Origin of the sequence: Pseudoleptotrichia goodfellowii (assembly GCF_007990505.1) — a bacterium.
Classification (GTDB): Bacteria; Fusobacteriota; Fusobacteriia; order Fusobacteriales; family Leptotrichiaceae; genus Pseudoleptotrichia; species Pseudoleptotrichia goodfellowii.
Genome location: NZ_AP019822.1, coordinates 966,559 through 989,391, shown reverse-complemented (window position 1 = coordinate 989,391; position 22,833 = coordinate 966,559). Strand labels below are relative to the sequence as shown.

Genomic DNA, 22,833 nt, shown 5'->3' with positions numbered 1-22,833 from the left:
AATTATTCATCTCCTGAAGGTAAATATTTTTCCAAATATTCATCCCTGATTCTTTTCAACTCTGTTCTAGGCAATATTTTTAACAGTTCCCATCCTAAATTCAACGTTTCTTCTATCGTTCTGTTTTTTTCAAAACCTTGAGCTACATACTGATCTTCAAAAGCAGTCGTAAATTTTACAAATGCTTTATCCGTATCGGACAATGCAGATTCTCCCAATATTACAGCCAATTCTTTCGCTTCTTTTCCTGTGGCATAAGCAGCAAACAACTGGTTCATTGTATCGGCATGGTCTTCTCTCGTTTTATTTTTTCCTATCCCTTTATCTTTCAATCTCGAAAGCGACGGCAAAACATCCACAGGCGGCATCAGATTCTGTTTATACAAATCTCTCGACAATATTATCTGTCCTTCTGTTATATATCCTGTCAAATCAGGAATCGGATGAGTTTTATCATCTTCAGGCATTGTAAGTATAGGTATCTGAGTTATTGATCCTTCTTTTCCTTTTATTTTTCCCGCTCTTTCATAAATCGTAGACAAATCTGTATAAAGGTATCCCGGATATCCACGTCTTCCCGGCACTTCTTTTCTAGCTGCAGACACTTCACGAAGTGCTTCACAGTAGTTAGTCAAGTCCGTAAGAATTACAAGTACATGCATTCCTTTTTCAAAAGCAAGATATTCAGCACATGTAAGAGCCATTCTCGGAGTTGCTATCCTTTCTATTGCAGGGTCATCTGCAAGGTTCATAAACAATACAGCTCTGTCTATCGCACCTGTTTTAGTAAAATCATCAATAAAGAACTGAGCTTCCTCAAAAGTAATTCCTATAGCTCCGAAAACTACCGCAAATTTTGATCCCGATCCTAAAACTCTCGCTTGTCTTGCTATCTGTGCTGCAAGTTCCGCATGAGGAAGTCCTGATCCTGAAAATATAGGCAATTTTTGTCCTCTAACCAACGTATTCAATCCGTCAATGGAAGAAACTCCGGTTTGAATAAATTCCGACGGATAATCTCTCGCAACAGGATTTATCGCCACTCCGTTTATATCCAAACTTTTTTCGGGTATGATTTTCGGACCGTTGTCTTTCGGTCTTCCCAATCCATCAAATATTCTTCCTATCATATCTTCAGAGACCCCCAATGATAAAGGTTTTCCTAAAAATCTGACTTTTGTATCTTTCAAGTTTATCCCTGCAGAACTTTCAAACAACTGAACCATAGCTTTGTCGCCGTTTACTTCCAATACTCTTCCACGTCTAAGTTCTCCCGTTTGAGTTTCGATTTCCACAAGTTCTTCATATTTTACACCTTCGACTCCTTCAACTATCATCAAAGGACCGACTATTTCGGTAATTGTTTTATATTCTTTAAGCATTAGATATACCTCCCTCACTTATAAGGTTGTCGATTTCTTTTGTTATTTCTTCGGAAATATCATCTATTTTGTTCAATTCTTCTTCAGGGAGATATTTTGCTCTCGCTATTTTTTCTCTTACAGGCATTTCGGAAACTTCTTTTAAATAAACTCTCGAATCAAGTCCTCTCAGTCCTTCATCGTAAAATTTCAACACAAGAGCCAACATTTTGTCCTGTTTTGCCAATGAAGTATAAGTATCCGATTCCATAAAGGCATTCTGTTGCAAATAATCTTCTCTTATAGATTTTGCTACTTCAAGTTTTAACTGATCTTTTTCCGATAAAGTATCTCTACCTACCAGTCTTACTATTTCCTGTAAACTTGATTCTTCCTGTAACAGTGCCATTGCTCTTTGTCTGTTTTGGGAAAATTCAGGTCCTATATTTTTATCCATCCATCCGTCTACTTTTGTCTGATACAGTGAATATGAATTTAACCAGTTAATAGCCGGGAAGTGTCTTCTGTAAGCAAGGTTCGCATCAAGTCCCCAGAACACTTTAACTATTCTAAGTGTAGCCTGTGATACAGGCTCGGAAATATCCCCTCCCGGAGGCGAAACCGCACCTATTACCGTCAACGCTCCTTCTCTGTTGTCAGCTCCCAGACATACTACTTTACCCGATCTTTCATAAAAGTCTGCCGCTCTCGATCCCAAATAAGCAGGGTATCCTTCATCTCCCGGCATTTCTTCCAGACGTCCTGACATTTCACGAAGAGCTTCTGCCCATCTTGATGTAGAATCGGCCATTATCGCTACCGAATATCCCATATCCCTGAAATATTCTGCAATAGTTATTCCGGTATATATACTTGCTTCCCTTGCGGCAACCGGCATATTTGAAGTATTTGCTATAAGCACCGTTCTTTTCATCAATGACTGTCCTGTATTAGGATCTATTATTTCAGGAAATTCCATAAGAACGTCCGTCATCTCGTTTCCACGTTCTCCGCATCCTACATATACTATTATCTGTGCATCTGCCCATTTTGCAAGCTGATGCTGTACTACCGTTTTTCCCGATCCGAACGGTCCCGGCACACAGGCAGTTCCTCCTTTTGTTACAGGGAAAAATGTATCTATTACTCTTTGTCCTGTAATCAAAGGAGCCTCAGGATTTAATTTCTGTTTGTATTTTCTACCTCTACGCACAGGCCATTTCTGCATCATCTGAATATTTACATCGCCTTTGTCGGTTTCTACTACTGCTACAGTATCTGTAACAGTAAAACTTCCTTTTTCGATGGATTTTATTTTCCCGCTTATTCCGAGAGGTATCATAATTTTATGGCTTATAACCGAAGTTTCCTGAACTGTTCCTATTATATCTCCGGCTTCCACTTTATCTCCGACTTTCATAACAGGTTCAAAATCCCATTTTTTCTCTCTGTTTAAAGACGGAACTTCTACTCCTTTATTCAAATAATCTCCCGCAACTTCCTGAAACTCTTTTAACGGTCTTTGTATACCGTCAAACATCGCTTCCAAAAGTCCCGGTCCGAGTTCCACACTCAAAGGCTCTCCTGTGGAGTATACAGGTTCTCCCGGTCCTATTCCTACAGTTTCTTCATAAACCTGAATAGACGCCTTGTCGCCTCTCATTTCTATTATTTCACCTATCAATTTATTATCGGAAACTCTTACGACATCATAAACATTTGCTTCGTCCATTCCCTCTGCAACTACAAGAGGTCCTGAAACCTTTATAATTTTTCCTACTTTCAATGAACATCTCCTTCTTTCTCCAAGTATTTGAAGTCTTGATTTCAAGTTTTAAAATATATTTGAACCTATTGCTTTTTCTACATAATCATTTATTTTTTGGATTCCTGTTCCCAGACTTCCCTGATTATTCGGAATCAATATTATCGCAGGAATCAAATCTCTGTTATATCTTTCAATAGTTTCTTCCACAAGCTGAGCAATCTGTTCGGTTACGAATATAATTCCGTATTTATCACTCGCCAGTTTATCTATTATTTTTCTTGCTTCTTCTTTTCCGACTGCAGGATATACATCTACACCCAACGCTCTAAATGCCAATATTGAATCTTTATCACCCACAACACCGATTTTATGCATATGTATCACGCAGCCTTTCTTTTACTTTTTCGGAATTTATATTGTTAATTTTACTTACCATTATCATTCTTACAGCATTTATTTCTCTTTCTTTTGCTACAAGATAAGTAAATAAAGGCTCAGGGCCGAATACAATATATTTTGATTCCTTATTAAGCTCAAGCAGATAATTATCCGCTATTTTTTCCAATTCCGAAAGTCTTCCGTTTTCTCCGAAAACTTCCATTCCTTTTGTCAAATAAACACCTATTTTTTCTTTTTTAAATTTATTTGCTATACCTTCCGGACTGTCATTCAAAGAAGAAATTATTTTTTCTCTGGAAATTTTTCCTCCGTCATGTATTACATTTTCCAAAAATTTAAAATCTCTGTTTTGTTTTTTTACTCTTAACAAAGTTATTATATTCTGAAAATCTATAAGTCCCTGGACATAATCCCTCAATATTTCCGTATCTATGCTGTTTGCAATTCTCAACAAATGAGAATAATAATATTTATCGGCTATTATATCTATTCTTTGAGGATCTTTATTTTCAGAAAAATCTTTTTCAGCCTCATTGATTACAGCTACAAACTCTTTCGGCAAATCATCGTAACTTTTTGTTTCAAAATCCGATTTCATTCTTCCCGCTTTTACAGTTCCAGCATCTATCAGCAAATTTGAAAAATCTTTTCCTGCCATTCTTCCTCTAAGCAATACTTTTAAATTATGATAATCATATTTTAAAGACAAAATATCGACTATTTCACTGTCTTTAGACATGTCTCTTACCAGTGAAAATACTCTTTCAGTTTCTCTTTTCAATATTTTTTCATAATCCCGACTGTTATCAATATCGGTCATATTTTGGGAATATTCCGTTTCTCCCAACAATTTCAATACTTCATCGGGAGTTTCGGCTTCTATCATTCTTTCCAGTTTATTTTTAGTTAAAAGCCTTTTTTCCAACACTCTTACAGTTACGACACTTCGTCCGTAATCCATTCTATTCATGCACTTTCTCCCTTATATTATTATGAAAAGAGCAATTTTGAAATTTCAACTTCCAATTCGTCTCTCATAAAATCCAGTTTAACTTCAAAAGTATAGTTTTCCTGAATTCCGTTTTCTTCAATTATAAATCCGGAATTTACAAATTCGTTCTCCTCGACTTTAATATTCGGAAATCTTTCTTTTACTTTATTTACGTATTCTTTTTTCACTATTAACTTTTTATTTTGATTAAATGAAGAAACATCTATATTTTTGGAAATATAATCAAGATATTCTCTTTCACTCATATTTACAAGTTTTTCTTTCAATCTCAGTATTACTTTATCTATTGCCTCCTGTTTCGCTTTCAGCTTATCATCTCTGGCTTTCAGATTTGCTCCGGATTTCATTCTTTCAGAAAGAAGTTCCCTCTCTCTTTTTCCTGTTTCCAAAATTCTTTCTTTTTTCTCCTCAGCTTTTTTCATACCGGATTTATATTTTTCTTCAGCTGTTTCTTTTGCTTTCTGCTCGATTTCAGCTGCTTTTTCTTTAGCATCATTTATAATTTTTGATGTTAAATTATCCAAATTAGACATTATTTCACATCCTTAACTTAAACTTATTTTATTGCTTTTTCCTGTGTCGTATACCATCTTCAGATAATTTTTATTTAAATGATACTCCCGACAAAAGCATAATTGATACGACAAATGCCAATAACGCATAAGTTTCAACCATTACGGCATAAATTATACCTTTTGTTGATTGTTCTTCATTTTTAGCAAGTAAACTTATTCCTGAAGCTGCAACTCTACCTTGAGCTATTGCAGAACCGTATCCTGCCACTGCGATAGGTAAACAAGCCATAAATATGTATAATCCTTCACCGATACCCATATCAGGTTTAAGTCTTCCCAATACCATAAGTCCAATAACAAATCCGTATAATCCTTGTGTTCCCGGCAATAATTGCAATACTAATGATTTCCCGAATTTTTCAGGCTCTTCAGCCATAAGTCCCGCTGCTACTTCTCCGACTATTCCTACTCCTTTTGCAGATCCTACACCTGATAAAAATACTGCTATTGCTGCTCCTAAAGCTGCAAAAATAAGTCCGCTCTGTTCTCCGAACAATGTTGATAAATTTACAAGTAATGTTGATGAATTCATTTTTTCCTCCTAAAATTTATTTTTATTTTATTTTTTAACAAAAATTATTAATTTTACTAATCTTCCAAATTTATATATTTACTTTCTGTTCTGAAATTTTTAAAAGCTTTACCTCCGCCTTCGTAAAATTTACCGAAAAATTCCACGTATATAAGTCTTGAAGTATGCACATAAGCTCCTAAGAATGCGAGGAACAGATTAAACAAATGTCCTACCACAAGTATTACAGGTACAAAAACCAATCCGTATATAGAACCTCCTAGCATTTGTGCTATCATATTCATTGACTGTGCAATAAATCCTCCTGATAATCCCAAAGCCATAAGTCTTGAATAAGACACAAAATCTCCTACATATCCTGAAATTCCGTAAAGACTGTAAAGTCCTCCTCCCAATTTCCCTCCGATACTTTTAGCTTCTCTTCCTCCTGTAAGTACTATTCCTATCATCCCTACAATCATTATCCACATAGATATATTTGTAACGACAGGGGAGAGTTTCATCAAAGAGAATACAAGATAAACTATTCCTCCTGCAAGAGCCATATACCAGAAACCTACGTCATACAGAGCATCTAAAGGTTTTTTTGCCTTAAACAGCAAGTATGCCTTAATCGCAAGTCCGAAAAATAAATGTATCAATCCAAATATCATCGATCCTATTAACAGTTTCTGAAATTCATTGGCAGGATTTATCAACCGCCACATTCCTGGCATTTCGGCACCGAAATATGAGCCATATAAGAATCCCCATATTATTACTGAGAAACTTAAATAAAAGAAAAATTGTACCATAAGTTTCATTTTTTTATTCAAATTTACAAATTTTAAGGTAAACAACGTTCCTAATAAAAGAATCAGTCCGTATCCGACATCTGCACCCATCATTCCGAAGAACACTATATAAAACGGTGTAAACAAAGGTGTAGGATCTATTTCGTTATATTTAGGTAAAGCATACATTTCAGTCAAATTCTCAAATGCACTTACAATTTTTCCGTTTTTCAATTTTATCGGAACTTTCTCATCTTCCAAGTCGGCTTCTTCAAATTCCGTATAATAATTTCCGTGTGTTATTTCCTTTACTGTTTTTTCAAATTCCTCTTTTCTTCCTGTAGGAATCCAGCCTCTTAATATACATGTATTTTCAGTTTTAGCCATTTTCTCCGTTTCGGTAATTCTCAACTTCTTATTTTTCAGATATTCATAAACGGCTTCCAAGCTACTCAACTCTTCGTCATAGCTTTTTATTTCATCTTTTAAAGCATGCTTTTCATCTTTAAGTTCCTGAATTTCTTTTTTAAGTACATTCATCTGTTCTTCAGGCACTGCATCCAGTTTAATATCTGTTACAACAAAACTCGTATCTCTAAAAGTTTCAGCAAGTTTTTCTTTTTCAGATTCACTTTTATCGGATATAACCAGATAATAAACATCATCTTTCGTAACTCTCAACTCTTCATAATAAGTTTTATCAAGTTCACTTATTTTGGAAATAAAATCATTTTTTAATTTAAAAGGTACTGTTCCCAAATAAGTGTCCACCGTTTTAAGATTTTTCAGTGCCTCAGGATTCACATCCAGTCTTTTCCATAAAGATACACTTTCAAGTTCACCATATTTTTTAGATATTTTCGAACGTACTTCATCCAGATTTGAGCCTAATTTTTTCAGTTTCCGACATATTTCTTTCCAGTCATACACAGCCGCTTTTTTAGCCAACTCCTCAAAGGTATAATTATCATTACCTTTCATCATTAACTTTATATCTTTTTTAATCACCTGATATCTTTTCAGCAACTTAATCGAATAATCAACAGAATAAAGTCTTTCTTCAATTTTAGTCAACTCTTCATTATCGAAAACTCTATTCAGGATTTCTTCTTCATTATCATCTTCATTAATATCAATAAAACTGACTTCTTTAAATTTTTGAAGTCCTTTTAAGATTTTAGCTCTTTGGGAGTCGAAAGCAATTAAATTAAACTTACTCATTTTAACTATTGCCATTATTTATTTCACAATCCTCTCTGCTAATAAATTCACTATTTCATTCATTTTGCCTTCATCAATATCCAAAATGCTTTTCAGGCTTTCTCTTTCTTTATTCAGAAGAAACTCGACATCTTTATTGACTTCTTCTACTGTTTTCTCTTCCTGCTCTTTAATTTCCTGTTGAGCATCAAAAATTATTTTTTCACTGTCATCTTTTATTTTTTTATCAATATCTTTCAAGATGTTTTTAGCATTTTCATTAGCTTTTATAATAATTTCATCAGCTTCTTTTTCAGTACTTTTAATTTTTTCCAATACTTCTTTTGCCAAATTTATTTCCTCCTTTTTCAGAATTTTGTTTGCAGCAAATTAACCTATACGTTATAATTATACCACATTTTCGTTTTTTTGCTTTCTTAAATTTTTATTTCAAAATGACCCACAAGTCATTTTTTATTCTATCACTTTTATTTTCTCGTGTCAACGCTTTTTTTATCTTGCTATTTGATTTTTGAATAGCTAAAATATAAAAAATTTCAGTTTTCAAAAAAATTCCCGTATTTCTAAAAACAGCACGTCTTAAATAATACGGGAATAAAACCATAGAAAATAACTCTAATTATTTATTTTAACATACTTCATATCATTATTCGGCACAAAACCTAATTCCTTTGATTTTTCCTCTACCTGTTTCAAATCAAAATTCGATATATAAGTATTTTCAAGGGTATCAACTTCTTTTTTCAATTCGTTCAATTTATTTTCAACATTTGTTTTTTCAATACCTAAATTGGAAACAGTGTATGTCATCCACATTCTTCCCATTAACATTGATACAATCAGTACAACATAAATAAATGCCGCAACAACAGCAGGAATACTGCATCCTTTTACTTTAACAACGGTTCTTTTCTTTACTTTCGGTTGAACTCTTCGGGGAACAGTGATTATTACTTCGTTTTGAAAGTTGTCATATTTTTTTATTGTATGTGAAATACTTGGAAATTCTATCATTTGTAATTTTTTCTTATTCATGTTCTAACTCCTTTCAAATATTCTCAGTTTTGCCGAATGAGCTCTATTATTTATCTCCAATTCCTCATTTTTTGCTGTAATAGGCTTTTTCGTAACAATTTTTCCTAAACTTTCTTTTTTGCATACACAAACCGGCAATTCCGGCGGACATACGCACGGATTTTCATATTTTCTGAATTTCTCTTTTACCATTCTGTCTTCAAGAGAATGAAAAGTTATCACAAGCAGCTTCCCGCCTTTATTTAACAAATTAACTGCTTTATCCAACGCTTCCTCTAAAACTTCAAGTTCTTTATTCACAAATATTCTTATCGCTTGAAAAGTTCTTTTGGAAGGATGCTTTTTCATACTCTTTCCGATTGATTTTATGACTATATCCGACAATTCGACAGTCGTTTCTATATTTTTATTTTTTCTGTATTCCACTATGTTTTTCGCTATTTTTCTCGATTTCGGTTCTTCTCCGTATTTATATATAATATCGGCTATTTCTTTTTCGGCAAATTTATTTACTACATCATAAGCACTTACAGAAAGTTCCTTATTCATTCTCATATCAAGCTTAGCTTCATATTTATAGGAAAAACCCCTTTCAATATTATCCAGCTGATTTGACGAAACTCCTATATCCATAAGTATTCTGTCTACTTTATTAAATCCTGCAAAATATACTACAGTATCAATATTTCTGAAATTATCCTGAAAAATTTCCATTTTATTTCCGTAATTTTCCAGTCTTTTTTTTGCAAAATTAATTGCTTCAATGTCCTGATCTATGGCAATAACTTTAGAATCGTCAGAGGAACTTTTTAAAATCCCTTCGGTATGACCGCCTCCGCCCAAAGTGCAATCAACATAAATTGCTTTTTCTTTTGTTATTATATTTTCCATAACTTCATCAAATAAAACCGGTTTATGATACTCCACTTTAAGCTCCTTTCTTTACCAAATAATTTAAAAATCCATTCCGTCAACTATATCTTCAATAATTCCGCTTTTTTGATTAATATAGTCGTTCCATTTTTCTTCAGACCATATTTCTATATGATCATCACTTCCCATTACAGTGGCATTTTTAGAAATTTCTGCATGTCCTATAAGAGATGAAGGTAAATTTAAACGCCCCTGACTGTCTAAAGTTAATTTTGTGGCTGCCGATAATATAAAACGCTGATAGGCTCTATGATTACTGTTTGTAGTTTTCAACTGTTTCAGCTTTTCCATTCTGTGCTCCCATTCTTCTATGGGAAACAAATCTATACAATTGTCCAACCCTCTGGTAATAACAAATTCCCCTTCACCCAGCTGTTCTCTGAATTTAACGGGCAGCATAAGTCTGCCTTTGTTATCTACCTTACAGGAAAACTCTCCCATAAACATAGTAGCCACCTTTTCCTTAAATAACTTTTTTAATAACTTCCTTAATTTTCAACCTAATTTTTTTCTAACCTTTTAAATTTCATAATCTTTCCTAATTTTTTCTTTACTTTTTCCCTAATCTTTCTTCCAGTGTTTTATTTAGCTAGTATTTTCAACGTTTTTAACAACTTTTCCACTCTTTACCACTTTTCTCCACTTTTTACCACTTCTATAATATAACCTTATTTTTTAAAATTTTCAATTATTTTTTTCTTTGATATCTTTTTCTAACAAGTGTTTTTTATTTTTTTGTATTATATGGGAGAGCAAATAAAAAAAAACACAATATATTGTGTTTTTTAAAAGATATAAATTATTTATGTTTTAATTATTCTCGGATAATTTTTGTTTATGATTTATATACTATCTGACTCGCAATCTTTTCAGCTTTCTCTTCTCCAACCAGTTCTTTTATTATCTCCAAAGCAAAGTCAATTGCTGTTCCTGCAGCTCTTCCTGTTATGATATTTCCATCTTTTACTACATTTTTTACTTCCAAAATTGCACCGTCTTTTATTATTTCACTTTCACATGAAGGAAAGCATACCGCTTTTTTGCCTTTCAATAATCCCAATGCTGATAATATTGTAGGAGCTGCACATATTGCCCCAACTTTTTTCTCAATAGAAAATTCTTTCAATTTTTCTCTCAATTTATCCGATTTCATATAATTATCAGTTCCCGGACCTCCCGGTAAAACTATCATTTCATATTCTTCAAAATTTATTTCATCTATTATTTTATCAGTGAGAACTGTTACTCCCCTCGAACTTATAACATTCTTTTCTTTTGTGATAGAAATTGTATCCACTGTTATTCCTGCTCTTCTCATTAAGTCAATCGGTGCCATTGCTTCAATTTCTTCAAATCCTTCAACTAAAAATAACACAACTTTATGATCCATATATATTCCTCCCTTATTTTTATATAAATTATCGTGTTTTATTATAACAAAGAAAACTTAAAATAAGATAAGAATTATCCTACTTTTCTCAAAAAAATCAACAAAAACTAATCGACTAAAATTTTAATGTCGGAAAAACAAAAAAATCAGCCTTCAGATTTTACAGCGAAAAAAATGTGTTAGTGAGCGTTATGAAAGCATCTTTTTTGCTTTCATAGCTCACGTGTATTTTTGAGCATGTAAAATTTGGGGCTGAAAAGGGGTCTTAGGGGATGTTTCATCCCCTAAAAACAAATACTTTATGGTAATAAATGTTCCAAAACCTCTTCAGGTGTATTTTGTTGTAAAATTAAATCTCTGTATTTTTGTGCATCTTCATAGTTACTGCTTCTTATAGTTTTCTTAACTTGCAATGTAGAAGAAGCACTCATACTGAATGAATCAAGTCCCATTCCTAAAAGCAATTTAGTCGCTTTTTTATCTCCTGCAAATTCTCCGCACATGCTTACATTTATATTTGCATCATGAGCAGCATCTATTACTTTCTGTATAGCTTCCAACACTGCCGGATTAAATGAATTATACAATGTGGAAACCATTTCATTCCCTCTATCTACAGCAAGGAAATATTGAGTCAGGTCATTTGTTCCTATTGAGAAGAAATCCACTTCTTTTGCAAATTTATAGGCAATTATAGCAGTAGAAGGAGTTTCAACCATTATTCCCACTTTTATATTTCTGTCGTATACTTTTCCTATTTCATCAAGTTCTTTTTTACATTCTTCCAAAATAGCGTTGGCTTTTCTGATTTCGTTAATAGAACTTATCATAGGATACATTATTTTTATTTGACCGTATTGAGATGCTCTTAATATAGCTCTCAACTGAGTTTTAAACATATCTTTATTTTCCAACGATATTCTTATTGCTCTATATCCCAAGAAAGGATTTAATTCTTTCGGCAAATCAAGATAAGGAAGTTCTTTATCTCCACCTATATCCATAGTTCTTATAGTTACAGGTTTTCCTTTCATTTTTTCTGCAACTACTCTGTATGCACGATACTGTTCTTCTTCAGTAGGAAAATGATCCGAATTCATAAATAAAAATTCAGTTCTGTATAATCCTACTCCTGTAGCTCCCGCCTCTATAACCGCATCAACATCATCAGGTTTTCCGATATTTCCCCAGATATCCACTTTTCTTCCGTCAGGTGTAATTGCATCTTCATTTATTAATTTTTTCAATTCTTCTTTTTCTTTTTTTATAACTTCACTTTTTTCTTTGTATTCTGTTATAATTTCAGCAGGAGGATTTAAAAATAACTCTCCGGCTTCTCCGTCCATTACGACCGTATCCCCGTCTTTAGCTTCTCCAAGTATTCCTTTTACACCCACTACTGCCGGCAACTCAAGGGATCTTGCCATTATTGCCGAGTGAGCAGTTTTTCCCCCTATTTCAGTTATAAATCCTGCACAGTTTTCCAAATCAAGTTGTGCAGTATCTGAAGGTGTCAAATCATAAGTAACAACAATAGTTCCGGGTTCAAGATTACTTAAATCATAAATTTTCATACCTAACAAATTTTTAATCCATCTTTTCCCGATGTCTTTCAAATCAGCAGCTCTTTCTCTCAAGTAAGGATCATCCAATTGAGAAATCATTTCACAATACTCTTCTATTCCTTCGTTCAAGGCTTTTGCTGCAGGCATTCCTTCCCCTTTTATTTTTTCCTGAACTTCCATAATCAAATCTTCATCTTCAAGAAGCATTATATGCCCGTCAAAAATCGAAGCTTTGTCTTCTCCCATTTTTTCTTTTACTTTTTCTCTAATCGCAATTAATTGTGTTTTGGATTTTTTTAACCCCTCATCCAATTTTGTCAATTCCGATTCGATTGTAGATTCGGATTTTTCTTGAGGTATAACCATTTCCTCCTCAATAAAAAGTAACACTTTCCCTATAGAAACTCCTTCGGAAGCTCCTATTCCTGTCAATCTTTTCATATTGCTCTCCTTATATATAATTTTTTTAATCACAATATTAATAATTTTCTTTTCTTATTTCTTTTACTTTATCTCTTAAAAGTTTTACTATTTCTCCTTTTCCAAATTGAGTAGCCATATCTATGGCAGTTCCTCCGTTATCGTCTTTTATCATCGGATTTGCTCCGTATGATAAAAGCAGTTTTACCAATCTTGTATTTGACCTTAAAGTTGCGTCCTGTAAAGGTGTCCAACCGTCTGTTCCGCTTTTAGTATTTACGAGACTCGGATCAGCTTTTAACAGAATTTCGGCTGCCTCTTCATTTTGGAAATAACAGGCAGTATGTAAAGTAAGCCTTCCGAATACCGGATGTTTTTCTCTCAAATCGGCTCCATTTTCAATCAGAAGTTTAAGAATTTCGTTGTTTCCCGACTCTATTGCCACAATTATAGGGGTATATCCGTATCTGTCCCTGGAATTTACATCTATAAGAACTTCCTTCTCATCATATAAAGGAAATACTTCCAATTCCAAATCGACACCGTATACTCTTTTGTTATTTTTTTCATCTGTCAATTTTAATTCTCTTTTTTTTATCGCTTGACGATTCTCTTCTGTATTAAGTAACATTTTAACATATTTGTTATTATGATTTCTTATAGCTGAAAAAAAGAACTTTAACTTTTCATCAATTATTTGTTCCAGTCGGAATTTTTCTACAAAATCTATTGTTTTTCCGTTATTTGTATTTTCTTTGGCAGAAAAAATATTTACTGTTACAAATAAAAACATAAAAAAAATGCTATAAACCCGTATATTTTTTTTCATACTACGCTCCTTAGTCTATAGCATTATTATATCATAACATTTGAAAAGTGTAAACAACGACTATGATAAATAGTTTAAATTTTAGTTTTTATTTTAAATTTTCAATCTCTTTTAAAACTTCATCTACATGTCCGTTTACTTTTACCTTTCTCCATTCCTTAACAATATTCCCTTTGTTGTCTATTAAAAATGTTGAACGTTCTATCCCGAAATATTTTTTACCGAAATTCATTTTTTCTTTCCATACTTGGTATTTTTCACACACATCGTTATTTTCATCACTCAAAAGTAAAAAAGGTAATTTATTTTTTTCTTTAAAATTTTTATGTTTTTTAATACTGTCTTTGCTTATTCCTAAAACTGTTACACCTTTATTTGCAATTCTTTCAAAATTATCTCTGAATGAACATGCTTCCTGAGTACAGCCGGGTGTGCTGTCTTTAGGATAAAAGTACAGTACGACCGTTTTACCTTTATAATCACTTAATTTAATTATTTCTCCGTTATCTGCAGGTAGTTCAAAATCCGGTGCTTTCATATAAAATCTCCTCAAATTATTTCATAAAATTAGGAATTTCTATTTTTTTCTCTTCTTTTTCTTCTGTAAATTCTTCGTCATTGTCGCCAGAATGACTGTCATTTTCATCTTCTTCATCTTTCTGATTTGTTTCATTTATATCTGAAACTTCTTCACTTTTAACAACTTCTTCAAGATTATAATTTTCAATAATATTTTCAGCTGCTTCTGTTGACTGAACATAAGTTTCTTCAGTATTATTCTTCGAAAGAACATCTTCAGAATTTTCAGCAGCCTTTTCTTCAGCTTGATTATTTTCCTGCTGCTCATTTTCCTGATTCAATTGAACACTATCATTATTTTCACTATTCTGTTCTTCTTTTTCTTCTGTATTTTTTTCACCGTTTAAAACTTCCTCAATTGTAGCTCCGGCTATGATTTTTCTTACTTCATCTCCTGTGATTGTTTCTTTTTTCAATAACAATCCTGCAACTCTGTCAAGTTTATCTCTATTCTCTCTTAAAGTATTCAATGTATTTTCGTATTCTTCACTTAATATTTTTCTTATTTCCAAATCTATTTCTCTTGCTGTTTCATTACTTTTATTTGAAACAAAGCTAAATTCGTCATCGGAATTTTCAAGGTTTACAGGTCCGAGTTTTTTACTCATTCCCACACTTTCCACATATCTTCTTGCCAACATTGTAGCATGTTTAATATCGGAATAAGCTCCTGTACTTATATCATCCAGTACCAATTCTTCTGCTGCTCTTCCTCCGAATGCCACTTTTATTTTAGCCAAAATCTGCTTACTTCCCATTACAAGTCTTTCCTCAGGAAGAGGCATCATAAATCCTCCTGCATCTCCTCTCGGAATAATTGTTACTTTATGAACAGGGTCAGCTCCCGGTGTCAACTCACTCATAATAGCGTGTCCGCCTTCATGATAGGCGAGAAGTTTTTTCTCTTCAGGTTTAATAATTTTACTTTTTTGTCCCAGTCCCATTCCTATTTTATCTACAGCTTCATCTAAATCTTCCATAACGATAGTATCTGAAGATTTTCTTGCCGCAAGTATAGCCGCTTCGTTCAATAAATTTGCCAAATCTGCTCCAACAAATCCCGGAGTTATTTTTGCTATATCTTCGAGTTTTACATCAGTTGCAAGTTTTTTGTTTTTTGCGTGTACTTTTAATATTGCTATTCTGCCTTGTAAATCAGGTGCATCTACCTGTATTCTTCTGTCAAATCTTCCTGCTCTCAATAAAGCCGGATCCAATATATCTTCTCTGTTTGTAGCCGCAATTACTATTACTTTTGTATCTGTTTCAAATCCGTCCATTTCTACAAGTAACTGGTTCAGCGTCTGTTCTCTTTCATCATTACTTCCGCTATTTTTCCCTGTACTTCTTCTTCTACCTATAGCATCTATTTCATCTATAAATATTATAGACGGTGTAGAAGATTTAGCTTTTTCAAACAGATCTCTTACTCTCGAAGCTCCTACTCCTACAAACATTTCTACAAATTCAGATCCCGAAATAGTGTAAAATGAAGCTCCCGACTCTCCTGCTACTGCTTTTGCCAATAAAGTTTTTCCTGTTCCCGGTCTTCCTAATAATAGGACACCTTTAGGAACTCTTGCTCCTGCTTTAGTATATTTTTCAGGATTTTTTAAAAAGTCTACTACTTCTCTTAATTCTTCTTTTGCTCCGTCTACTCCTGCCACATCATCAAATTTTACATCAGGTTTTTTATCAAGCCTGTCTGCTCTCGATTTTCCGAAACCGAATATATTTCCCGGTCCTCCGCCTTGGGAATTTCCCATAATTCTTCTTATAAAATATATTGATATTCCTATCATTAATACTACAGGAAGCACATTTACTATAAGTGCCAAAATTAATCCCGACGTGGAAGGTTCAGCAACATTAAGAGTAATTTTTTTATTTTCTACAGCCTGAATAATATTAGGATCCTGTCCTATTCTCTCAGTAATTTTTCTGGTAACATATATCGTACTTTTTTTATTCTCTTTAATTTCTGAAAACATTTTATCATCTTTTTCAGTCACTTCTTTAAATGTCCCGTTTTTTACTTTTGTTATAAACTCACTGTACGGAACTTCCTTTTTTTGCTGAAAATAATTAGGAATACTTCCGTTCCAGAAAAACAAAATTGACAGTACTATCAGTATAATTATACTGAAAAATACATGAGAACCTCCGAATGGAGATTTATTGTTATTATCTTTACGGTTATTCTGCTTTCTCAGTTCTTCCAATCGTTTTTTTATATCATCTCTGTTTTTATCGTCCATTTTTCCTCCCAATTATTAGTATCATTTTTCCTTTTTCAATCGTATTTATTTCTTCTTCTTTTATTTTTTTTAAATATTCGGATATTTTTATATCTCCTACTGCCAATATCTGATTTATTTCTGAGTTTCCGACTGTTTTTTTGCATTCAATCACAGGGATTTCATCCCTTTTTTGCTTCGGAATTTTTTCATCTATCAAAATTTTTTTTATTTTTTTGTGTCCTAGATTACTTAATAATATTGCATCCCCTTCTTTTCTTTTTCTTATAATTATTTCTTTATGATCGGTATCACTAAATTCTAAAAAAGTATATTGAATACCGTTTTTTCTTAAAAAAAACTGATTGTTTATTTCTGATTTATCACATAGATATACTTCGTAATTGTACCATTCTATACTTTGATTTATCTTTAAAATCTTTATATAATTATCTTGATTTTCCGACATTTCGGTTTTTTTCACAATTTCTATATTTCCGTATTCTTTTCTCAAAAATCTGTTTTGACCCAAATCAAATTCTCTCGTTCCCTTTTTATCGATATTCCCTTCTTCATCAAAAATATTGGAATATATCCGATTGATCTTTCTTCTGTTTATCTCTATATCGTTTTCTTCCAGATATTTCACAAAGTCGGCTTTTTTATTTTCTCCGTTTTCTTTATTTTTTATTTCCGAAATCAGTTCATCGATTTTTCTTCTGAAATTAGGATTTATCCGTAAAAACATAGGAAAAATATCATTTCTTATATAGTTTCTCGTATAGTCATTCTGTTCATTAGTATAATCTTTTATATATTCTTCGTTATTAGCCTTCAGACAGTCCAATATTTCCTTTTTTTCAAAAGATAATATCGGTCTTATTATATTTTCTCTTTTTTCAGGAATTCCTTTCAGCCCTTTGATTGAAGTTCCTCTTAGCAATCGAAATATAAAAGTTTCAACATTATCATCAAGATTGTGTCCTGTGGCGATTTTATCATATCCTACATCGTCGGCTTTTTCCGTCAATGCCGAATATCTTAATTCTCTCGCTGCAAGTTCGGTAGATTTACGGTTTTTCGATGAGTAGTCATTTACATTCACACTTTCTGTGTATAATTGCACGCCATTTTCTTCAGAAAATCTTTTTACAAACTCCAAGTCCTTTTCCACATCATGTCTCAAATTATGATTTACGTACATTAATGCCAATTCGAGCGAATATTTCTCCTGAAAAAAAGATAAGACCCGATACAAAAATACCGAATCGGGACCTCCTGAAAAAGCCAGTAATATTTTATCTCCATTTTCTATAAGATTACTTTTTTCAATTTCATATATTTTCTCTTTTAATTTCCCAAAATTAAACATTTCATCCTCTATTCTATTATTTTAACTGCCCTGTTTCCTTTCTCTTTTTCAAGTGTTCTTCATGAGTTTTGGAATAATATGTCTTTCCTTTGTAAGTAAAAAAGAAAAGATCATCTGTAATTTCTGCTTTTTCCACTGCTTTAAAAGTTTCTACAGGCGGATTTCCTATCGGTGTAGGAGGCAATCCTTTCACTTTATAAGAATTATAAACAGATTCGTTTGATTTCAGCTCATCTCTCAATGCCTGTCTGCCCAATTCATATTTTAAAGTAGCATCAGACTCCAGTTTCATACCGATTTCCAAACGTTTTAAAAACACTCCTGCAACTTTAGGTTTATCTGCCATATCCGATACTTCTGCTTCTACTATTGAAGCGAGTTTCAGCTGCTCATAAAATTTTTTCTTATCGGGATATTTTTCAGGAGGAAACTTTTTCAAAAATTCATTTAAAATAGTTTTCATCACCTGTTTTGTAGTAGTTCCCTCAGTAAAAATATAAGTTTCAGGATAAAAATATCCTTCAAAGTTGTTATTTTCATGAGGATAAGGAAAATCTATTTCTTTCAAAGCAGCATCTATTTCTTTTTCATCTCCCAATCCCAGTGCTGTTATTCTGTTATACACCTGTCTTTTTGTAAAACCTTCAGGAATAGTAAGTTTTATCCCTATGGAATCTTTGTTCTGTATTTTTCTTATTATTTCATATCTTGAATATTTCCCGTTAAATTTATACGTCCCTATTTTCAAATTTGAAGAATTTCCGGTCATTTTCAAATATATTTTATCAATAATTCCGTAATTTAATTTTAAATCTTTAAATATTTGTTGAAAACTCGTACCTTTTACTATATTTACATTTACATTTTTATATTCTTTTTTTGTCATAAAAAAACTGTATACGAATATCAGATTAACGATAATAAATATACTTATAAATACATTAAAGGCAACTAATACTTTTTTCATATCTCTCCTAATTCTTATTTTTTATTTTTAAGCTAATTTATCTGAAAAAACGAATCTACACCTTGATTCAGCTTTTCTTCTATTATCTTTGCTCTTTGTTCCTGTTCTGATTTTTCAACTTCTGCTCTTGCTTTATCAGGAAATTTCAGTTTATCGTTATAATCGGTATTTCTCAATCCCGGATTTTCATCCAGTACTCTTTCATACTTTTCTTTTTCTTCACCGATTAAACTTATTTTCCCTTCAGGATATCTCGAAAAAACCCGTAAACTGTTGTCATTTTCAAACTTTATAATCATATATTTGTATTCCGGGTCAAAATAAATTATTTCATTTTTAAAGCTTTTGAAACGTGTTTTTTCCGAATGTAAATATACTTTCCCTTTATTTTCTTTTATCCACGCTCTTTCTTTATCTTCATTCCAGACTTTTCGTAACGGATCATAATACATTTTTGTTATTCTGTATCCGTTTTCTTCCTGCTTAAAATTGTATTTTATATTTTCATAATTTAATTCCTGCGTATTTGTCGTTTTTATGACGTACCAGTCTCCGTAAGTAGCAGGAACATAGAATTTTAAAACAGGATTTATTTTTTTATCAAATCTGCTTATAGCTTTTTCAAGTTTACCTTTTTTATCCGACTTCATTTCTTCTTCGTCAACTATCCGATCAAGATAAATGAGTTCCCTGTCATCTTTTTTATAATAATCGGTTTCATCTTTTTCAATTATTTCCACTTCTACTGTTTCAGTTTCTTTATTCTCCGATTGTTGTATTTCCTGTAAACTTTTCTTCGGTGATGCAGAAAAAATCAAAACCGAAAACAGAATAAAAAATAAGAATCTATTTATTTTCAATTTTTTCACCTTTTCCATTACGAATTTTGTATAATTATAGCATATATGGACTTTTTTATAAAGTAATTTATTGCAATTTTAGTTAAAAATAGTTACAATACATTATTAATATATTTTTTAGGAGGATTTTAATGATAAAAAGAAAAATTATTTTTTCAATTCTGTTGGTTACTTTGTTTTATTCGTGCGGAAAAAATTCCGATAATGTTTCCGAAACAAAAAATGAGAAAATTGTCGAAAGTAAAATTCAAAAAGATAACGAAAAAAAGGAAATTGCAAAAGAAACAGTTACCGTTATCGGTGTGGGAGATATAATGCTCGGAAGTAATTATCCAAGCCCTTCGCTTCTTCCTGAAAATGATGCCGACATTCTGGAGAATACCCGAAAAATATTGGAAAATGCGGATATTACAGTGGGAAACCTTGAAGGTACTCTTTTTGATAAGGGAGGAAGCCCTAAAGGCTGTTCAGATCCGAGTGTCTGCTATGTATTCAGAACTCCTTCAAAATACGGGGAATATTTAAAAAATGCAGGCTTTGATTATCTGAGTATTGCAAACAATCACAGTAATGACTTCGGCTCCGAAGGAATAAATCAGACTATGAAAAATCTTGAAAATCTCGGCATAAAATATTCAGGAATCAAAGAACAAGCAGAATTTGCTTCATTGGAAAAAGACGGAATAAAATACGGATTTGTGTCTTTTGCTCCTAACAACAGAACTGTAAGTATAAATGACTACGAGTATGCTTCAAAACTTATAAAGTCTACAAAAGAAAAATCGGATATACTTATTGTTATGTTTCATGGAGGAGCTGAAGGAAACGGACATCAGAACATTCCGAGAAAAAATGAGATTTTTTACGGAGAAGACAGAGGAAATGTATTCAAATTTGCAAGAATGGCAGTAGATTCGGGAGCGGATATTATATTCGGACAGGGACCTCACGTTACCCGTGCTGTTGAACTATATAAAAATAAATTCATTTCTTACAGTGGAGGAAACTTTGCCACTTACGGAAAGTTTAATTTAAGCGGACCGAGCGGTATTTCGCCTATTTTTAAAATAACTGTTGATAATAAAGGAAATTTTTTAAGCGGAGAAATCATTCCTACAAAACAGTATAAAGGCGTAAAAGGTCCTTTTGTTGATAAAAATAACGAAGCTATAAAAAAAATAATTTCTCTTAGCAAACAGGATTTTCCTGAAGGAAACGGACTTGAAATTTCTTCCGAAGGTAAAATTACTAAAAAATAAAAGTTATAAAAATCGTGAGGACTCAATATCCTCACGTTTCTACTAAACTTATTTCACATATACATATTTCTTTTCATTAGATATCTCTTCATTATATTCATACCCGTTCAAAGATATATTTTTCAAATCCCGAACATTTGTTATCCTGTTTTTTACAATATAATTTACTGTAAATCCTCTCATTTTCTTGGAGTTTGTGCTTATCTGTTTAAGTTTACCGTCTTTTCTGTCATAAAACTCAAAATCATATAAATTTTCTGCCCCAATCACTTTGGAATATTCTTTAGAAGCCAGATTTATTATACATTTCTCATCTTTAAAATAATCGTTTATATCTTTTTTCCATACTTCGTATAAAGACTTTTCTTTAAATACGGAATTTGTCATATCAAGCCTGTATTCTTTCAGCTTTGTAAAAGGAGTAAGCACCCCGTATAATGCGGATAAAATAAGTAAATGTTCCTGTGCAAATTCCAAATCTTTTTTATTAAAACTGTTTGTATCTATTGATTTAAAGGCTATCCCTGTATATGTGCCCAAAGCATGTCCGTAATCCTGTGTTTCAAACGTTTTATAAAATTTCGACAATTTCTCAGCCTGTTCTTTTTTCAGTTTAAACTTTTTCTCTATTTCTGATACAGATATTTTTTCGAGTTCTTTTACAATTTTATGAGTGATTTCCGGAAAATAAGGTTCTTCATATATCTCTATTCCCTTTAAATTAGATATTTTCTTTGTTTTACTCGGAGATATTATTATTTTCATTTTACTGCCTTGATCATTTTATTGTAATCAATAATCAATTTTTGATGTCCGTTTGAAAAATTTTCAGATAATTTGTATAAATCATCTGATTTTGCTTCTATTTTTTTGATTATGTTATCTGCCGAATCAGTTATCATCCCTGCATTTCCTCTCAATTTATTATATTCACCCAAATCATATCTTTCTTCTGTTATATTTTTAGCGTCTACTTTTACCCATTCTTCATATGTTTTTCTTAAATTTTGGCTTAACTCCTTTAATTCTTTCACATCTTCTTCAGCAAATTCTCCTTCTTCCGATTCATATAATTTATTAGAAAATTTATCTGTATCATCAATGAATTTCACCATATAATATTTTGCTTTTAAGCCCTTAGTCTTTAAATCTTTTAATCTTTCTTCCCTATTTTTCGCCATTAATTTTTTCATGTTTTCTGTATAAGGGATGTATTTTCCCATAGCCTTTTTATTTATATCAACATATTTTAAATGAAGCTGCTTTCCTTTTTCAAAATTATCTTTTTTATACTCTCCGTTTTTATAATAATTTATCATTTCAGACATTACTTCCTTTTTGGCTTTAATCGCTCCCAAAAACTCCTTTAAATCTTTATCTACTTCAAATTCGGGTTTTTTGTTGAGTGATTTTTCCATTTCCTCTAATCTTTTTTCAAAATAAGCCACATTCTCACCTAACCCGACAATTTCTTTAATACTGTTTTCATCAGGTATTTTAAAATCGGCATTATCGTCTGAAAATTTTTCCATATAAATATCGTAAAATTTATCAAATTTACCCATTTTTATATCATTGAAAAATTCCACATATTCATTATATTTCTGACTGCTTTTCTCTTGTTTATCCTCTTTTTTCCCTCCACATGACATTATCAATCCCGCTATTAATGAAACTACAAGCAATAAATTTTTTAACTTCATATTTTTTCCTCCTGAAATCTTCTATTTTATATAAAAAACTAAT

22 protein-coding genes are annotated in these 22,833 nt (G+C 32.1%); 1 reads left to right on the top strand and 21 read right to left on the bottom strand.

Translation table 11 applies throughout. From position 1 onward, the window contains the following. Positions 1-2 precede the first annotated feature (2 nt). The 19 genes from FVE72_RS04975 to FVE72_RS04885 all read right to left on the bottom strand — a co-directional run bounded on the left by FVE72_RS04975 (position 3) and on the right by FVE72_RS04885 (position 19,828). Positions 3-1,382, bottom strand: a complete 1,380-nt coding sequence (locus FVE72_RS04975; RefSeq protein ID WP_006807310.1) for a V-type ATP synthase subunit B — start codon at positions 1,380-1,382, stop codon at positions 3-5. Continuing rightward, positions 1,375-3,147 carry a V-type ATP synthase subunit A gene (locus FVE72_RS04970; protein WP_026737493.1) on the bottom strand — a complete coding sequence of 591 codons (1,773 nt, stop codon included), beginning with the start codon at positions 3,145-3,147 and terminating at the stop codon, positions 1,375-1,377. The genes FVE72_RS04975 and FVE72_RS04970 overlap by 8 nt, the downstream gene beginning before the upstream one ends. Positions 3,148-3,195: 48 nt before the next feature. Next, positions 3,196-3,504 carry a V-type ATP synthase subunit F gene (locus FVE72_RS04965; protein WP_026737492.1) on the bottom strand — a complete coding sequence of 103 codons (309 nt, stop codon included), beginning with the start codon at positions 3,502-3,504 and terminating at the stop codon, positions 3,196-3,198. Then, entirely contained in the window at positions 3,497-4,498 is a 1,002-nt protein-coding gene (locus FVE72_RS04960; RefSeq protein WP_026737491.1) for a V-type ATP synthase subunit C, read from the bottom strand. Before FVE72_RS04960 ends, FVE72_RS04965 begins: the two co-directional genes overlap by 8 nt. A gap of 20 nt (positions 4,499-4,518) precedes the next feature. Then, the gene (locus FVE72_RS04955; RefSeq protein WP_026737490.1) at positions 4,519-5,073 is read right to left on the bottom strand and encodes a V-type ATP synthase subunit E; all 555 of its coding nucleotides are present in this window, start codon (positions 5,071-5,073) and stop codon (positions 4,519-4,521) included. 70 nt (positions 5,074-5,143) lie between these two features. Continuing rightward, on the bottom strand, positions 5,144-5,647 hold the full coding sequence (locus FVE72_RS04950; RefSeq protein WP_051411749.1) for a V-type ATP synthase subunit K: 504 nt from the start codon (positions 5,645-5,647) through the stop codon (positions 5,144-5,146). Between the two features lie 56 nt (positions 5,648-5,703). After that, complete coding sequence (locus FVE72_RS04945) at positions 5,704-7,656, bottom strand: V-type ATP synthase subunit I (RefSeq protein ID WP_026737488.1); 1,953 nt, start codon at positions 7,654-7,656, stop codon at positions 5,704-5,706. 3 nt (positions 7,657-7,659) lie between these two features. After that, a complete protein-coding gene (locus tag FVE72_RS04940) occupies positions 7,660-7,971 on the bottom strand; it encodes a F0F1 ATP synthase subunit B family protein (protein WP_006806323.1) in 312 nt (103 codons plus the stop codon). A 285-nt stretch (positions 7,972-8,256) separates the two neighbouring features. Further along, the gene (locus FVE72_RS04935; RefSeq protein ID WP_051411748.1) at positions 8,257-8,676 is read right to left on the bottom strand and encodes a hypothetical protein; all 420 of its coding nucleotides are present in this window, start codon (positions 8,674-8,676) and stop codon (positions 8,257-8,259) included. Between the two features lie 3 nt (positions 8,677-8,679). After that, complete coding sequence (gene rsmH, locus FVE72_RS04930) at positions 8,680-9,603, bottom strand: 16S rRNA (cytosine(1402)-N(4))-methyltransferase RsmH (protein ID WP_026737487.1); 924 nt, start codon at positions 9,601-9,603, stop codon at positions 8,680-8,682. Positions 9,604-9,630: 27 nt separating this feature from the next. Continuing rightward, entirely contained in the window at positions 9,631-10,056 is a 426-nt protein-coding gene (gene mraZ, locus FVE72_RS04925; RefSeq protein ID WP_006806325.1) for a division/cell wall cluster transcriptional repressor MraZ, read from the bottom strand. A 388-nt stretch (positions 10,057-10,444) separates the two neighbouring features. Beyond that, complete coding sequence (locus FVE72_RS04920) at positions 10,445-10,999, bottom strand: DJ-1 family glyoxalase III (RefSeq protein ID WP_026737486.1); 555 nt, start codon at positions 10,997-10,999, stop codon at positions 10,445-10,447. A gap of 299 nt (positions 11,000-11,298) precedes the next feature. Further along, positions 11,299-13,005, bottom strand: coding sequence for a phosphoenolpyruvate--protein phosphotransferase (gene ptsP / locus FVE72_RS04915; RefSeq protein WP_026737485.1), 1,707 nt, complete (start codon positions 13,003-13,005; stop codon positions 11,299-11,301). 37 nt (positions 13,006-13,042) lie between these two features. Further along, positions 13,043-13,777 (bottom strand): ankyrin repeat domain-containing protein, encoded by a 735-nt coding sequence (locus FVE72_RS04910; protein ID WP_051411807.1) that lies wholly within the window; start codon positions 13,775-13,777, stop codon positions 13,043-13,045. A gap of 124 nt (positions 13,778-13,901) precedes the next feature. Beyond that, positions 13,902-14,351, bottom strand: a complete 450-nt coding sequence (gene bcp / locus FVE72_RS04905; protein ID WP_026737483.1) for a thioredoxin-dependent thiol peroxidase — start codon at positions 14,349-14,351, stop codon at positions 13,902-13,904. 16 nt (positions 14,352-14,367) lie between these two features. Next, positions 14,368-16,650, bottom strand: coding sequence for an ATP-dependent zinc metalloprotease FtsH (gene ftsH / locus FVE72_RS04900; RefSeq protein ID WP_026737482.1), 2,283 nt, complete (start codon positions 16,648-16,650; stop codon positions 14,368-14,370). Further along, positions 16,640-18,001 carry a tRNA lysidine(34) synthetase TilS gene (tilS, locus tag FVE72_RS04895; RefSeq protein WP_026737481.1) on the bottom strand — a complete coding sequence of 454 codons (1,362 nt, stop codon included), beginning with the start codon at positions 17,999-18,001 and terminating at the stop codon, positions 16,640-16,642. Before tilS ends, ftsH begins: the two co-directional genes overlap by 11 nt. 16 nt (positions 18,002-18,017) lie before the next feature. Continuing rightward, complete coding sequence (gene mltG / locus FVE72_RS04890; RefSeq protein WP_006807728.1) at positions 18,018-18,968, bottom strand: endolytic transglycosylase MltG; 951 nt, start codon at positions 18,966-18,968, stop codon at positions 18,018-18,020. 32 nt (positions 18,969-19,000) lie between these two features. Then, positions 19,001-19,828, bottom strand: a complete 828-nt coding sequence (locus FVE72_RS04885; RefSeq protein WP_026737480.1) for a lipocalin/fatty-acid binding family protein — start codon at positions 19,826-19,828, stop codon at positions 19,001-19,003. A gap of 131 nt (positions 19,829-19,959) precedes the next feature. On the opposite strand from FVE72_RS04885, the gene FVE72_RS04880 reads away from it, so the two are divergent. Continuing rightward, entirely contained in the window at positions 19,960-21,087 is a 1,128-nt protein-coding gene (locus FVE72_RS04880; RefSeq protein ID WP_026737479.1) for a CapA family protein, read from the top strand. A gap of 48 nt (positions 21,088-21,135) precedes the next feature. Here the strand turns inward: FVE72_RS04880 and FVE72_RS04875 are convergent, their stop codons facing one another. Then, positions 21,136-21,852, bottom strand: coding sequence for a YaaA family protein (locus tag FVE72_RS04875; protein ID WP_026737478.1), 717 nt, complete (start codon positions 21,850-21,852; stop codon positions 21,136-21,138). Continuing rightward, the gene (locus FVE72_RS04870; RefSeq protein ID WP_026737477.1) at positions 21,849-22,790 is read right to left on the bottom strand and encodes a DUF3829 domain-containing protein; all 942 of its coding nucleotides are present in this window, start codon (positions 22,788-22,790) and stop codon (positions 21,849-21,851) included. The genes FVE72_RS04875 and FVE72_RS04870 overlap by 4 nt, the downstream gene beginning before the upstream one ends. Between the last annotated feature and the right edge of the window lie 43 nt (positions 22,791-22,833).